The following is a 13,747-nucleotide window of genomic DNA, read 5'->3' on the forward strand; positions in this document are numbered from 1 at the left end:
TTTATAAAGATTTCCCTTCTTATCAGTTGAAAATGTACATATTTACAAATGTTCCACCGCTTTGTTATAGTAATTCTGGACAAACTAAGATACATAACGAGTTAAAAATAGGGGGAATTAGCAATGAGCCAAAACATAGCCAAACTGATTGACCATACATTATTAAAACCAGAAGCAACAAAAGAGCAAATCGTGAAATTAGCGGAAGAGGCAAAAGAATATTCATTTGCTTCCGTTTGTGTAAACCCTGCCTGGGTAAAAACAGCTGCTGAAATACTTAAAGATACATCGGATGTTAAAGTTTGTACGGTCATCGGCTTTCCGCTTGGGGCAACGACCTCAGAGACGAAAGCATTTGAAACAAAGAATGCGATTGAAAATGGTGCAGATGAAGTTGACATGGTCATCAACATCGGTGCACTTAAAGCTCAGCAGGATGATTTAGTTGAATCGGACATCCGCAGTGTTGTGGAGGCAGCGAAGGGGAAAGCCTTAGTAAAGGTCATTATTGAGACTTCACTGTTGACGGATGAAGAAAAGAAACGGGCATGTGAGCTTTCGGTCAAGGCTGGTGCTGATTTTGTTAAAACCTCAACAGGATTTTCAACCGGCGGGGCTACGGTAGAAGACATCCGCTTAATGCGCGAAACAGTCGGCCCGGATATCGGTGTTAAAGCATCCGGAGGAGTAAGAAGCCGGGAAGATGCCCTTGCAATGGTTGAAGCCGGGGCAACACGGATTGGCGCAAGCTCAGGTGTGGCCATCTGTAAAGGAGAAGTTTCCTCCAGCAATTACTAATAATATGAAAAAAAGAGGCTGTCCTTTAAAGGACAGCCTCTTTCGTTACTAAAAGAAAAGGTTGAGAACGTAATACAAAATCCCAGCTAATAGTGCGGTTATAGGCAGAGTAATTACCCAAGTAATCAGCATACGTTGGGCCGTATCCCATTTTACTCCTTTAAGTCTGTGAGAAGCACCAACACCTAAAATTCCGGAAGAAATTACGTGTGTTGTACTAACTGGCAAATGAATGTAAGTAGCGCCAAAAATAATTGCTGCCCCGGTTAAATCAGCGGCAACCCCGTTAATTGGACGAATTTTCATGATTTTGCCGCCAACGGTTTTTATAATTTTCCATCCGCCAATAGAAGTGCCAAGTCCCATCGCTATGGCACAGGATAATTGGACCCAAAAAGGTACCTCGGCATTATGTGGAAGATACTGATTCGCAATTAGTGCCATAGTGATAATTCCCATCGATTTTTGGGCATCGTTTGTTCCATGTGAATAAGATTGCAATGCCGCAGTTGCGATTTGGATAAAACGGAAATTTCGATTTGTTTTTGTTAAATTGAAATTTTTAAATACTACTTTAAAAATACTATAAATAATGAAACCAACAACAAAAGCTAAGATAGGTGAAATGATTAGAGCTTCTAGAATCTTTATAAATCCAGTGTAATTTAAAACATTGAGTCCTTCCGCAGCAACAGCAGCACCGGCGATGGAACCAATTAGTGCGTGGGAAGAACTGCTCGGAATTCCGAAATACCAAGTAATTAAATTCCAGGCAATTGCTGCAAGCAGTGCAGCTAAGATAACAATTGAACCGTGTGCTAAATTAAATGGGTCAACGATATCCTTTGAAATTGTTTTAGCAACGCCTGTGAACGTAAGGGCCCCGACGAAATTCATGACAGCGGCAAGCAAGATTGCCTGGCGTGGTTTCAAGGCTTTTGTTGAAACTGAGGTTGCGATCGCATTCGCCGTATCATGGAAACCGTTAATAAAGTCAAATGCGAGAGCCCCGATGACGATTAAGATTGTAAGTATTAAGACAGCACTCATATTATGACTCCTTACGCGTTTTTCATGATAATGGTTTCAAGAATATTGGCAACGGTCTGGCAGCTGTCGGCAACGTCCTCAAGGTTCTCATAAATCTCTTTATATTGAATAATACGGATTGGATCCTTCTCCACATTAAACAGATTTTTGATGGATTGCCGTAAAATATTATCGCACTTGGATTCAAAATCCTTAATTTTAATTGCATGTTCTCTTATTTGCGGAAGCTTTTTATTGGAAAGAAGCTCCACGGCTTTATCAATTTCAATAACACTGCCTCGAATAGCGTCCACAAACTGAAGCATGAAATCATCTGCCTGAGTGATGGAGTACATTTCAAATAATGCGGAAGTTGCTTCAAGACCATCTAATACATCGTCCATTACCATGGCAAGCTGAAGGATGTCTTCCCGTTCGATTGGTGTGATAAAAGCATCATTTAATTCTTTAATAACTTCGTGAACAAAGGAATCTCCCTTCGTTTCGATTTCCTTCATTTTTTCAGAGAAAATTTTTAAATCACTGACGTTTTTCAGTTTATATTCTGTAAAAAAATTTGCCCCTTCTTTAAGGTTGGAAGAAATATTGCTTAGCAAAACTGAGAATTTGTCATTTTTTTTAAATGCCATTAGAGATACCCTCCATTATTGTACGTGTTGTTCATCAACGGAATAATTTTATATGAAGAATGTCTAAAAAATAAATAATTTAAAAATAAATTTACAAAAACTTAACAAAAGAATTTTCAGATAATTATTTTGCGGATGTACTATTTTACTTTTGCCATGATGCCAAAAGTTATGTATGAATTTTTTCATAGCCATGAGTAAAAAAAGCAAAACAGGGTAATTTATAAGGTAACAGGCAGACATCCTTAGATGATTTGCTTGGCAGGCTCAAGAAAAAATCGAATGAATACTAAAAAAGGAGTGTTCTATGTGAGCTTTATTTGGGCATTAATTGTTGGCGGTATAATCGGTTGGTTAGCCGGCCTTATTGTAGGAAGAGACGTACCTGGGGGAATTATTGGTAATATCATTGCTGGTTTTGTTGGTGCATGGCTGGGGACTCTGGTATTGGGAAACTGGGGCCCTCATGTGGCTGATTTCGCCATCATACCGGCGATCATTGGTGCAGCAGTCCTAGTGCTTTTATTAAGCTTTATCATGAGGTCCTTCAGGAAAGCTGATTAATCATTATGAGGAAAGCCTCCCGAATTTTGGGAGGCTTTTTATAGTGAGTAAATATCAAATTCTTTAAAAATAATCGGGACATCCGTAAATGGACCATATACAACGATTTTTTCCTCTGTTAAGGGGTGGGTTAACGCCAGTTTTCCGGCATGGAGGGCCTGTCTATTAACGAGCGGTTTCCCACCGTAAACAACATCCCCAACTAAAGGGTGGCCTAGATGGCTTAAATGCACGCGAATTTGGTGCGTTCGCCCCGTATCAAGCCAGCATTTTACGTAGGATAAATTACGCTTTCTATCTTCCTTCACCACTTGATAATGCGTAATCGCGGCTTGCCCAGAGGGGGATACCCTTCTTTTAGTGGGGTGATGCCGATCTCGGCCAATAGGGGCATTAATCGTCCCTTTTTTTTGCCTCAACAATCCATGGACCAAGGCAAGGTAGGTTCTTTTGATTTCTCTTTTTGCAAGCTTTCCGTCCAGAAGTGCTCCAGCTAGTGCGTGTTTAGCCAGCAGGATGGCGCCAGAGGTATCACGGTCCAAACGGTGAATCTGACGGACATCCCTGATTTCCCCTTTCGCCTGCAAATAAAAGGCCGCTGCATTAATTAATGTATCGGTATCTTTTTCAGGGTCATTTGGATGAGTGTTCATAAACGGCGGTTTATTCATAATCAATAAATGGTCATCCTCAAAGAGGACATCGATATCCAGATAGTTGGGGATCGCATGCGGTTCCTCTTCGGTAAATAATTGAATTTGCAGTTTCGAGCCCTCTGAGAGAGGAGCCGTCCAGGAACATTCCTTGCCATTAACCTGAACCTTTTTCTCCATTCGAAACGCATGTGTTAACTTTTTAGGGGCTTCCCATTCATGACGGAAGATTTCTTCGATTGTCTTTCCTGCCCATTTTTTAGGAACGATAATTTGAAACCATTCCCCGAGCCGCATTGTTTTCAGCATAATATCTCCTTCTTATTCCAGCAGGGCAGCTAACAGTAATTACCACCCTAAATACAAACTAAGATATGTTATTCTTATCATATATAATACGACAGAAATAAGCGCGTGAGCAAAGGTGGGTTATGGAGTGAAGATCGTTTTTGCCTCGACTCCAAGTCAGGAAGAAAAAATTTGTGAGCTCGTGGGATATATTTATTCCAATATATTTCCGCTATATTTTACGGACGAAGAAATAAACCGTTTTGAAAAATTAAAAATATTGCATACCTCTAAACAACATTTTGAAGAATTCAGCACGTTAAAGGATGCGTTTCAAGTGATGGCCAGTATTCAAACATTAATATCGATACTGGAGTCACCTCAGCTTGACGACCAATACGAAGCTATTTTTAATAAAAATGCGGCAAACCTTCAGGAATTCGGATTGTTTTTTCCGTTTGAGTTTGAACAGTTTGCCGAAGCAAAAAGCATGAAAAATACTGTTCTCAGCATATACACGAAGGCAGATAACCAACTACTTATTTAATAGAGGAAAAAGCCGTTTTGCGGCTTTTTCTTTTTTTTATAAAAAAACCGCTCATTTTAAGGTAATATAAGTATTGGATTGCCGAAAATATTGTGTCTGCGAAAATTGTCGGGATTTTGACGCTGCGTTTTAAAGGAGTATCAAACACCCGTTTAGAACCAATATTAGGTATAGATAACATACTGGAGGGAACCTATAATGGATTGGAGAACTGCAGCTAAGAGCTGGTTAGAATTTAATGAATTGGATTCCGAATTAAAGAGCCAATTAGCATCGCTTGAGCAGGACGAAAAACTGCTTGAAGAGGCTTTTTATAAAAATTTAGAGTTTGGAACAGGCGGAATGCGCGGAGAACTTGGTGTCGGGACAAATAGAATGAATATATATACGGTCCGCAAAGCATCAGCTGGCCTGGCTGCATACATAGAAGAGCAAGGGGAAGAAGCAAAACAACGCGGTGTTGTCATTGCATTTGACTCTCGCCATAAATCACCGGAATTTGCGCTGGAGGCTGCCAAAACCTTGGCAACGCGCGGAATTCAAACCTATGTGTTTGATGATCTTCGCCCTACTCCGGAGCTTTCCTTCGCTTTACGTTATTTAAACGCATTTTCGGGAATTGTCATTACTGCCAGTCATAATCCACCGGAATATAACGGCTATAAAGTATACGGATCAGATGGCGGCCAGCTGCCGCCGGAGGCTGCTGATCAGGTTATTGCGAAAGTAAATGAAATTGACAATGAATTGGTTATCAAGGTCGATAAGGAAGAAACTTTAAGAACAGCCGGATTAATTAAAACGATTGGTGAAGAAATTGATCAAGCCTATATCGAAAAGCTAAAGACGATTTCCGAAAATCCGCAGCTTGCCGAAGATACAGATCTTCAAATTGTCTTTACACCATTGCATGGGACGGCTAATAAACCTGTTCGGGCTGGGCTTCAGGCATTAGGCTATAAAAATGTAACGGTGGTAAAGGAGCAGGAGCTGCCTGATCCCGAGTTTTCAACCGTTAAAAGTCCTAACCCAGAAGAACATGCCGCTTTTGAATTAGCCATTCGTGATGGCAAAGCAGTCGGGGCGGACCTGTTAATTGCAACAGACCCAGATGCTGACCGCCTGGGCATAGCTGTGCAAAATCCAGAGGGTGAGTACGTAGTCTTAACCGGCAACCAAACCGGAGCATTATTGCTTGATTACTTACTTTCTCAGAAACAGCAAAAAGGAACTTTGCCGCAAAACGGTGTCGTGTTAAAAACCATTGTCACCTCTGAATTAGGACGTAAAATAGCATCGGCCTATGATTTAGAAACGGTAGATGTTTTAACAGGCTTCAAATTCATTGCTGAAAAGATTAAGCAATATGAAGAAACAGGTGAACATACGTATTTATTTGGCTATGAAGAATCTTACGGCTATTTAATCGGCGACTTTGCCCGTGATAAGGATGCCGTTCAAGCAGCCCTTTTGGCAACAGAGGTTTGCGCGTATTATAAGAAAAAGGGATTGACCTTATATGAAGGAATGATGCAAGTTTTTGAAAAATATGGCTATTACCAGGAAGGACTTCGCTCTTTAACATTAAAGGGAAAAGAAGGAGCAGAATTGATTCAGCGTATTTTGGCTTCCTTCCGCAGCGAACCGTTAACGGGGCTTGGTTCCTTAAAAACTGCTGTAACAGAAGACTATTTAACAGGAAATAGAACGATTGATAACCGGGAAGAGAAAATTAATCTTCCGAAATCCAACGTGCTGAAGTATATTTTTGAGGATGGATCATGGGTATGCTTACGCCCATCGGGGACTGAGCCAAAGGTTAAATTTTACTTTGGTGTAAATAGCGGGACGCTTGCAGACAGTAAAAGCAAATTGCAAACCATTGAAAAGGACTTCATGGATTTGGTTGATCAAAAGGTTAAGCAAGTTCAAAACGTATAGTATTATTTATGAAAACACGGCTTCCAAAACGTTTTGGAGGCCGTGTTTTTTTTGGTGGAATTCATTGGTTTGATTTGGAAAAAGGTTCTTTAATAAAATCAGTATCCACTTGATGTTTCAGGAAAGACTATACATCGGTATCTCAGTTGGCGATTGTTCAAATGTTTCGTTAGCATGGTCAATGTAGCGAAGCAGGCTGTATAATTTGGTCTCGATAACGGAATAGTCGCGTTCAAAATTGTAGGCGTGCAGGAAATGTTCAATCTTCTTAGATAAGAACTGGTCTGTGGTTCTTACCATTAATATCAATAAATTATCCCATTCAGACCGGTGTGTATAAAACAGCGCCCGGTCATAATCCAATTTATTCATTTAATTTTCTCTCCTCCTTACTAGGAGTTGAGATTATTTTATGAAGTTTTGCGCTGAACTTTCACGCAAAAATTTGGACACCTTGTCCTCACAACGTTTTCAACATTTACCTGTATATTTTGTAATTGTTATTATCTTGTTTCATCAATCCTTCTCTTTCTTCATACATTGTGGTAAGAGGAAAAGGGGGAATGGCTGATGAATGAGGGAGATAAGAAGGCACTCGAATATGCGATCGATGAAATAACGGAAATCGCCAGCGGTTTTGGCTTAGATTTTTATCCGATGCGTTATGAAATTTGCCCTGCCGAAATCATTTATACATTTGGAGCTTATGGGATGCCGACCCGATTTTCACACTGGAGCTTCGGGAAGCAATTTCACAAAATGAAGCTTCATTATGATTTAGGTCTAAGTAAGATTTATGAACTCGTCATTAATTCGGACCCATGTTACGCATTTTTGCTGGATTCCAATTCGTTAATCCAAAATAAACTGATTGTTGCCCACGTTTTGGCCCATTGTGATTTCTTTAAAAACAATGTCCGGTTCCAAAATACAAAACGGGATATGGTCGAAAGCATGGCAGCTACGGCGGAAAGAATTCATCAGTACGAAATTCAATATGGAAAAAAAGAAGTGGAAAGTTTCCTTGATGCAATATTGTCTATTGATGAGCATATTGACCCTTCCTTGATGCGTCCAAAATTGGCATGGTCCTTGGAGGACGATGAGGACGAGGAAGAACGGCGGGCAGTTTCACCGTATGATGACCTTTGGGGCTTGGATAAAAAAGACGAAAAGGATTCAAAGCCGCCACGTCGAAAGAAATTCCCGCCAAGACCAGAGAAAGATATATTACTCTTCATTGAAACATATAGCCGCGAACTGGAGGATTGGCAGCGTGATATTCTTACGATGATGCGGGAAGAAATGCTGTATTTCTGGCCGCAGTTAGAAACAAAAATCATGAACGAAGGCTGGGCCTCTTTCTGGCATCAAAGGATACTGCGGGAAATGAATCTAACAAGCGGAGAATCCATTGAATTTGCCAAATTAAATGCGGGGGTCGTTCAGCCGTCGAAAACGGGAATTAACCCGTATTATCTTGGCTTGAAAATTTTCGAAGACATCGAGGAAAGATATAATAATCCGTCTGAGGAAATGAAAAGACGAGGTGTTGAGCCAAATTCTGGACGGGAAAAAATATTTGAGGTTCGGGAAATCGAATCGGATATTTCCTTCCTGCGGAATTATTTAACGAAGGATTTAGTGTATAGGGAAGATATGTATCTTTTCCAAAAGCAAGGCCGCGATTATAAGATTGTTGACAAAGAATGGGAGCATGTCCGCGACCAATTAGTGAATATGCGGGTAAATGGCGGATTCCCGTATATCACGGTGAATGATGGCGACTATATGAAAAATGGCGAGCTTTATTTGAAGCATTGGTTTGAGGGTGTAGAGCTTGATGTCAAATATCTTGAGAAGGTTCTGCCATATGTTCATCAGCTTTGGGGCAGACCGGTTCATATGGAAACAACCATTGAAGACCGGGCCATGTTATTTTCCTATGATGGTAAAGGAGTTCACCGTAAGTACTTATAAATATGCACGTAGTGACAAACGTGATATCATGTTAGAGGCTGAAAAGTTCAGTCTCTTTTTTATTTGTGTCATAAATGAAAATACATACCTTAATCCAAACTAATCTTAAGGGGGATTGAATAATGAAAGATACTAAATTGGATTCTAAAGTGCTTGATGTGCTTCAAGATAAAATTCAATTAATTAAAACAGAAAAGGGTGCCATCTATTTAGTTGGGCCGATTCGCCTTCCATTAAATTTATACGGTGAAACCGTTGTATTTCAGTGGTATTGTTGGCTGAATTGTAATGAGGTAACAGAGGATTTTGAACGGATTATTGATAAATTGTCTTCGGTTAATTTAGCGGAGCTTCAACAATCCAGTGTTCTTGTATATGGCGATTTCACATATGGTGAGGATGCCATCATGCGAATGCATTCGATTTGCCACACAGGCGATATTTTTGGCAGCAAAAGATGCGACTGCGGCTTTCAATTGAAACGGTCCATGAAAATGATTGTCGAACATGGGACAGGCGCCTTGTTTTATTTGGCCAATCATGAAGGGCGTGGAATTGGCTTATTTAGCAAGGCAATGGCCTATATCCTTCAAGAAAATAATTATGACACCGTCGAGGCGAATCATGCGCTGGGCTTTGTGGATGATTCCAGAAATTATAGCGATGCCATTCAGGTCCTGAAAGCATTGCGCACAAAACCGGTAACCTTGATTACTAACAATCCAAAAAAATTAGATGCTTTGAAAAACGCTGGTCTTCCTGTTTCTGGAAGGAAGCCGTTATGGGGAGATGTATCCGAGTATAACGAAAAATACCTGCAAACAAAGATAAACCGTTCCGGTCATTTAAAGGACGAGGGGACTTGTCCAAATGACTAATCACGAGTTTTATATGGATTTAGCATTAAAAAATGCTGGGGCTATGAAGGGACAGACAGACCCCAATCCATTAGTGGGAGCGGTGATTGTTAATGATAACCGGGTGGTCGGAATCGGCGCCCATTTGAAGGCCGGTGAACCACATGCCGAGATCCATGCCTTAAGGATGGCCGGTGAGAAAGCAAAAGGCGGAACCATTTATGTAACCCTTGAACCATGTTCCCACTACGGAAGGACAGGCCCTTGTGCTGTTGCTTTAGTGGAAGCAGGGATTAAAAAGGTGGTCATCGCAACCCTCGACCCGAACCCGGTGGTAGCGGGCAATGGCGTTAAAATTCTTAAAGATGCCGGAATTGAGGTTATAATCGGCGTTCGGGAAGCGGAATCCAACCGAATGAATGAGGTTTTTAATAAGTTTATCGTTCAAAAAACGCCATTTGTGACCATGAAAGCTGGATCCACCCTGGATGGAAAAATTGCTACACACACCTCTGACAGCAAGTGGATTACCTCCGAGGAAGCAAGACTCGATGTCCATCAGTTGCGAAATGAACATATGGCGATTCTTGTGGGAATTAATACTGTCATAAAAGATGATCCGGAATTAACGGCACGCATTCCGAATGGACGGAATCCGCTCCGGGTTATTTTAGATTCCACCTTAAAAATTCCGCTGGATGCTAAAGTGGTTACGGACAATCTTGCCCCAACCTGGATTTTTACCAGTGAACAATATGATCAGGAAAAGCGCAAAAGTTTAGAGGACTTGGGAATCAAAGTTTTTCAAACAAATGGGGTAAACCGTGTCTGCCCAGAAGAAGTTGTACGTATTTTGGGAGAAAATCTCATTTCCTCGGTGTTTATTGAAGGGGGAGGGGCGGTTCATGCTTCTTTCCTTGAAAAAAAACTGATTGATAAAGTGGTATTGTATTTTGCTCCGAAGTTAATCGGAGGCCATAATGCCCCGACATTTCTTGAGGGAACAGGCATTGAGAAAATGCGTGATGCAGTTGAATTAACAGACTGTTCCTTTACACCAATCGGAAAAGATTTTAAGTTCATTGGTTATCCAAAATATAATTTTTAAAAAGTTGACTGCCTTAATAGTTAGATAAGGGCAGTCTTTTTTATAAACCTAATAAAAAGTGTATATTTTGTGAAAACTAAAAAATGAACGTTGACATTGAGAATCATTCTCTCTATAATCAAAGTGTGAATGATAATCATTATCAAATAAATGGTTTACATAACCAAATTAATCGGGGGAGTTACAACATGTCACTAAAATTGAAACTTATTACATCACTTGCAGCCATCTCACTTATTCTTGGTGCATGTGGAAAAGCGGAAGAGACAGAAAACAAGCCAAAGGTTGAGAATACAGAAAAGCAGGCTGAAAAGAAAGAAGCTGCAGAAAAAGAAGAAGCAAACTATGCAGATACCTATAAAGAAGCTATTGCTGAGCTTGATAAAGCCAAAGAAGGCAAAGAAGTAGATTTTAATAAAGTAACAGAATTGTATAAAGCTAATTTACAAGAATTAGTTAAACAGCGTGATGCGGAATTCCAAGATACTCTGGATGAAAAAATTACAGCCTCTTTAGCAGCAGGTAAAGACGGATCCATGGACAAAGTGGTTGTAAGGCAAATTTTTGATAAATTAATGCAAAAGGTATTCTATACAACAATCAAACATGAATTCACGGAAATTGGTGAAAACTGGGGTAAAACAGAAGAAGTGAATAAAGAGGTTGAAGAAGCAAAAGAATTCTATGCCATTATCAAATCGACTGTTGAAAAGCGTGATGCTGCCTATGGAACAAACATGGTAAGCGCCATTGAGGGCGGCTTTAGCGAAGTAGAAAATGGTATTAAGAATAATGACCAACTGGCAGTAAACTTAGGTAAGCAAGTAATTGATAAGACGTTAATGAAGACCTTCTATCTTGCAACCGGTGCGCTTCCAAACGGCTACGCAACAAAAGCAGCAGCTGAAGCACAGAAGGATGCTGCTCTTGCAAAGGTTGAACAGGCTGAAGGATGGGCTTTCTTCCAATCCATTTATACTTACTTAAACAAGCATGCTGCTGCTGAAACTTTATTAATTGAAAAGCAATTTAATCTTGAAACAGATGCCAAAACAATTGATCCAGCCGCTGTTAATAAAGCATTTGTTCGTGGCTTTGCGAAAATTGCCATTGATGAATACAAAGAAAGTAAAGAAGCGATTGGTGAAGATAAAGGAGTCATCACTGGCTTAGAGGGAGCTCTATTTATAGATGTTATCGGTGATGATATCAAAGGTCTTATTGGCGAAGCTGAGTATAAGTCTTTAACGGAAAAAGCGCAAAAATATGTGGAAACGGCAAAAGCGAAAGATAAAGCTGCCGGGGAAACACAGGTTGACGAACTTATTGCTTCTCTTAACAGCATTATAGACAAAGCGAAATAATCTTGAAGGAGAAACCTTGGTTAAAGACGCAAGGTTTTTCCTTTTGTTTTCGGTTATGAGAAAATGGGAATATTACTCTGTTGTAGAGGTGTTTTTACTTGAAAATAATCGTCACTGGTGGAGCAGGGTTTATTGGTTCTCACCTATCAAGCAGGTTGATAAAAGAAGGGCACCAAGTGCTCATTATTGATGAATTACACCCGTATTACTCCGTTGAAAGGAAAAAGCGGCAGCTTGAAATGATCAAACATGCCGGGGAATTTTCCTTTTATCAGAAGAGCCTGATTCATCATGAAGGGGAAGTAAAAGACCTTTTTCATTTATTTAAGCCTGATACGGTCATTCATCTAGCTGCCATTCCAGGAGTCCCCAATTCGATTTTGGTTCCGAATGAGTATGTGGATTATGACATCAAGGCAACTATTAACGCATTAAGATTGGCTGGTGAAGCAGGTGCCAGGCAGTTTATTTTCGCTTCGTCATCGTCCGTCTACGGTGACCAGCAAAACATCCCGTTAAAAGAAGACATGGCTAATGGAACAGTCGTTTCCCCGTATGCGGCGGCTAAGTACGGCGCAGAAGCGTTTTGTCATGCCTACTCGACCATTTATGATTATCAGGTATCGATTCTCCGCTTTTTTACAGTTTATGGCCCATGGGGACGTCCGGATATGGCGATCACGAAATTTATTAAACAGTTGATGGCTGACCAGGAAATCGTCATATTTGGCAGCAGAACAGCCAGGGACTATACATATATTGATGATTGCGTTGCAGGAATCATTAGTGCGTTTCAGCAAAAGGATCAATACGCAATTTTTAATATTGGTTCAGGCAGCCCAATCCTGATTGAAGAGTTAATCGAGCAGCTGCGTGGTTTTTTCCCCGGAATGAGGGTCAAACATGATGACTTTCGTCAGGGCGATGTCCAATCAACATGGGCAGATATTTCGAAGGCTAAGGGCGAGCTTGGCTTTCACCCGTCTATGTCATTTACTGATGGACTGAGCAGAACAATTGAATGGGCAAAGGCGCATGCAAAAGAGATTTAAATACGTAGCAGGGGTCATTCTTTTTGGAATCTTTATTTATTTGTCCATCCGCTATTTTCATGTTGGAGAATTTTTAGAAGAAACGAAACGGTTCTTTTGGGAGAGCCCTTATCTGATTATTGGGGTGACGATTTGCTATAGTTTATCGTTTATACTCAGGGCCGAAGCCTGGAAATTGTATTTTGGGAATAGAGTCAGATTTAATAGCTGCCTCGAGGGAGTGCTCTTAAGTCTATTCGTTAACCATATTACCCCAATCAAGCTTGGCGATGCTGTAAGGATAGGCATTTTGTCTTTAAGAGAAAAACAGGTGAGCCCGGGGGAATCCCTCCAATCCGTGGTCGTCCTTCGCTCTATAGATTTGGCTATGCTCTTGTTTTTTTCTTTTATTGGCTTGATTGTTTTTGCAAAGGCGTTTGTTTTCCGGTATTCAATCCTGTTCATTGTTATTTCAGCCATTGCTTGTCTAGTAGGAGGCATCCTGTTGTGGAGGTTTCTCCCCAGGTTTGTTCACAGGCAAATCCAATTAGTTAAAACCAACCTATCAGGAAGGAAAGCCTTGCTTATTTTTCTTATGATTGCCGTAAGCTGGGCACTAGAAGGCGCGGTAATATGGGGCGTTACTGCTTCCATGGGCAGTGGACTTTCGATATTTAAGGCTATTTGGGTTAACTCGATTACCGTTGGCGGACAAATTTTTCAAATTACACCTGGTGGCATCTCTACATATGAATCTGTCATGACGGCTGCATTAACGACTTTTCATTTTTCTGTTAAAGACGGCTATATGGCAGCCATTGTCAGTCACAGCTATAAATTTGTCTTTTCTTATTTGGCTGGAATGTTGCTGCTCCTCCATTCCCCTGTGTCAAAAATCAAACAAATTAAAGAAATCCTAGTAAGGAGAGGATTATAA

General features: G+C 40.5%; 14 protein-coding genes. 10 read left to right on the top strand and 4 right to left on the bottom strand.

The genetic code is table 11. From position 1 onward, the window contains the following. Nucleotides 1-123 precede the first annotated feature (123 nt). Nucleotides 124-798 (top strand): deoxyribose-phosphate aldolase, encoded by a 675-nt coding sequence (deoC, locus tag ACNQGS_RS06150; RefSeq protein WP_491486565.1) that lies wholly within the window; start codon nucleotides 124-126, stop codon nucleotides 796-798. Between the two features lie 48 nt (nucleotides 799-846). Here deoC and ACNQGS_RS06155 read toward each other — a convergent pair whose 3' ends face one another. Beyond that, the gene (locus tag ACNQGS_RS06155; protein ID WP_213141124.1) at nucleotides 847-1,848 is read right to left on the bottom strand and encodes an inorganic phosphate transporter; all 1,002 of its coding nucleotides are present in this window, start codon (nucleotides 1,846-1,848) and stop codon (nucleotides 847-849) included. An 11-nt stretch (nucleotides 1,849-1,859) separates the two neighbouring features. Further along, the gene (locus ACNQGS_RS06160) at nucleotides 1,860-2,477 is read right to left on the bottom strand and encodes a DUF47 domain-containing protein (protein WP_491486566.1); all 618 of its coding nucleotides are present in this window, start codon (nucleotides 2,475-2,477) and stop codon (nucleotides 1,860-1,862) included. Between the two features lie 309 nt (nucleotides 2,478-2,786). Between ACNQGS_RS06160 and ACNQGS_RS06165 the strand changes: the two genes are divergently transcribed. Next, nucleotides 2,787-3,041, top strand: a complete 255-nt coding sequence (locus ACNQGS_RS06165) for a GlsB/YeaQ/YmgE family stress response membrane protein (protein ID WP_213141333.1) — start codon at nucleotides 2,787-2,789, stop codon at nucleotides 3,039-3,041. A 38-nt stretch (nucleotides 3,042-3,079) separates the two neighbouring features. Here ACNQGS_RS06165 and ACNQGS_RS06170 read toward each other — a convergent pair whose 3' ends face one another. Next, nucleotides 3,080-4,003, bottom strand: a complete 924-nt coding sequence (locus tag ACNQGS_RS06170; protein ID WP_491486567.1) for an RluA family pseudouridine synthase — start codon at nucleotides 4,001-4,003, stop codon at nucleotides 3,080-3,082. 127 nt (nucleotides 4,004-4,130) lie between these two features. Between ACNQGS_RS06170 and ACNQGS_RS06175 the strand changes: the two genes are divergently transcribed. Both ACNQGS_RS06175 and ACNQGS_RS06180 read left to right on the top strand, forming a co-directional pair. Then, nucleotides 4,131-4,529 (top strand): YhcU family protein, encoded by a 399-nt coding sequence (locus ACNQGS_RS06175; RefSeq protein WP_491486568.1) that lies wholly within the window; start codon nucleotides 4,131-4,133, stop codon nucleotides 4,527-4,529. Nucleotides 4,530-4,727: 198 nt separating this feature from the next. Next, nucleotides 4,728-6,470, top strand: coding sequence for a phospho-sugar mutase (locus tag ACNQGS_RS06180; RefSeq protein ID WP_491486569.1), 1,743 nt, complete (start codon nucleotides 4,728-4,730; stop codon nucleotides 6,468-6,470). A 117-nt stretch (nucleotides 6,471-6,587) separates the two neighbouring features. Here the strand turns inward: ACNQGS_RS06180 and ACNQGS_RS06185 are convergent, their stop codons facing one another. Then, the gene (locus ACNQGS_RS06185) at nucleotides 6,588-6,842 is read right to left on the bottom strand and encodes a YhdB family protein (RefSeq protein ID WP_213141120.1); all 255 of its coding nucleotides are present in this window, start codon (nucleotides 6,840-6,842) and stop codon (nucleotides 6,588-6,590) included. A gap of 198 nt (nucleotides 6,843-7,040) precedes the next feature. On the opposite strand from ACNQGS_RS06185, the gene ACNQGS_RS06190 reads away from it, so the two are divergent. From ACNQGS_RS06190 to ACNQGS_RS06215, 6 genes are all read left to right on the top strand, one after another. Then, a complete protein-coding gene (locus ACNQGS_RS06190; RefSeq protein ID WP_491486570.1) occupies nucleotides 7,041-8,450 on the top strand; it encodes a SpoVR family protein in 1,410 nt (469 codons plus the stop codon). Between the two features lie 122 nt (nucleotides 8,451-8,572). Beyond that, nucleotides 8,573-9,328, top strand: a complete 756-nt coding sequence (locus tag ACNQGS_RS06195) for a GTP cyclohydrolase II (protein ID WP_491486571.1) — start codon at nucleotides 8,573-8,575, stop codon at nucleotides 9,326-9,328. Beyond that, nucleotides 9,321-10,415, top strand: a complete 1,095-nt coding sequence (gene ribD / locus ACNQGS_RS06200) for a bifunctional diaminohydroxyphosphoribosylaminopyrimidine deaminase/5-amino-6-(5-phosphoribosylamino)uracil reductase RibD (protein ID WP_491486572.1) — start codon at nucleotides 9,321-9,323, stop codon at nucleotides 10,413-10,415. The genes ACNQGS_RS06195 and ribD overlap by 8 nt, the downstream gene beginning before the upstream one ends. Before the next feature lie 188 nt (nucleotides 10,416-10,603). Next, nucleotides 10,604-11,779, top strand: a complete 1,176-nt coding sequence (locus ACNQGS_RS06205) for a hypothetical protein (protein ID WP_491486573.1) — start codon at nucleotides 10,604-10,606, stop codon at nucleotides 11,777-11,779. A gap of 98 nt (nucleotides 11,780-11,877) precedes the next feature. Continuing rightward, nucleotides 11,878-12,831: an NAD-dependent epimerase/dehydratase family protein gene (locus ACNQGS_RS06210; RefSeq protein WP_491486574.1), complete on the top strand. Its 954-nt coding sequence runs from the start codon at nucleotides 11,878-11,880 to the stop codon at nucleotides 12,829-12,831. Beyond that, nucleotides 12,815-13,747 carry a lysylphosphatidylglycerol synthase transmembrane domain-containing protein gene (locus ACNQGS_RS06215; protein WP_491486575.1) on the top strand — a complete coding sequence of 311 codons (933 nt, stop codon included), beginning with the start codon at nucleotides 12,815-12,817 and terminating at the stop codon, nucleotides 13,745-13,747. The genes ACNQGS_RS06210 and ACNQGS_RS06215 overlap by 17 nt, the downstream gene beginning before the upstream one ends.

The organism is Neobacillus sp. PVCKKU3 (assembly GCF_058323225.1).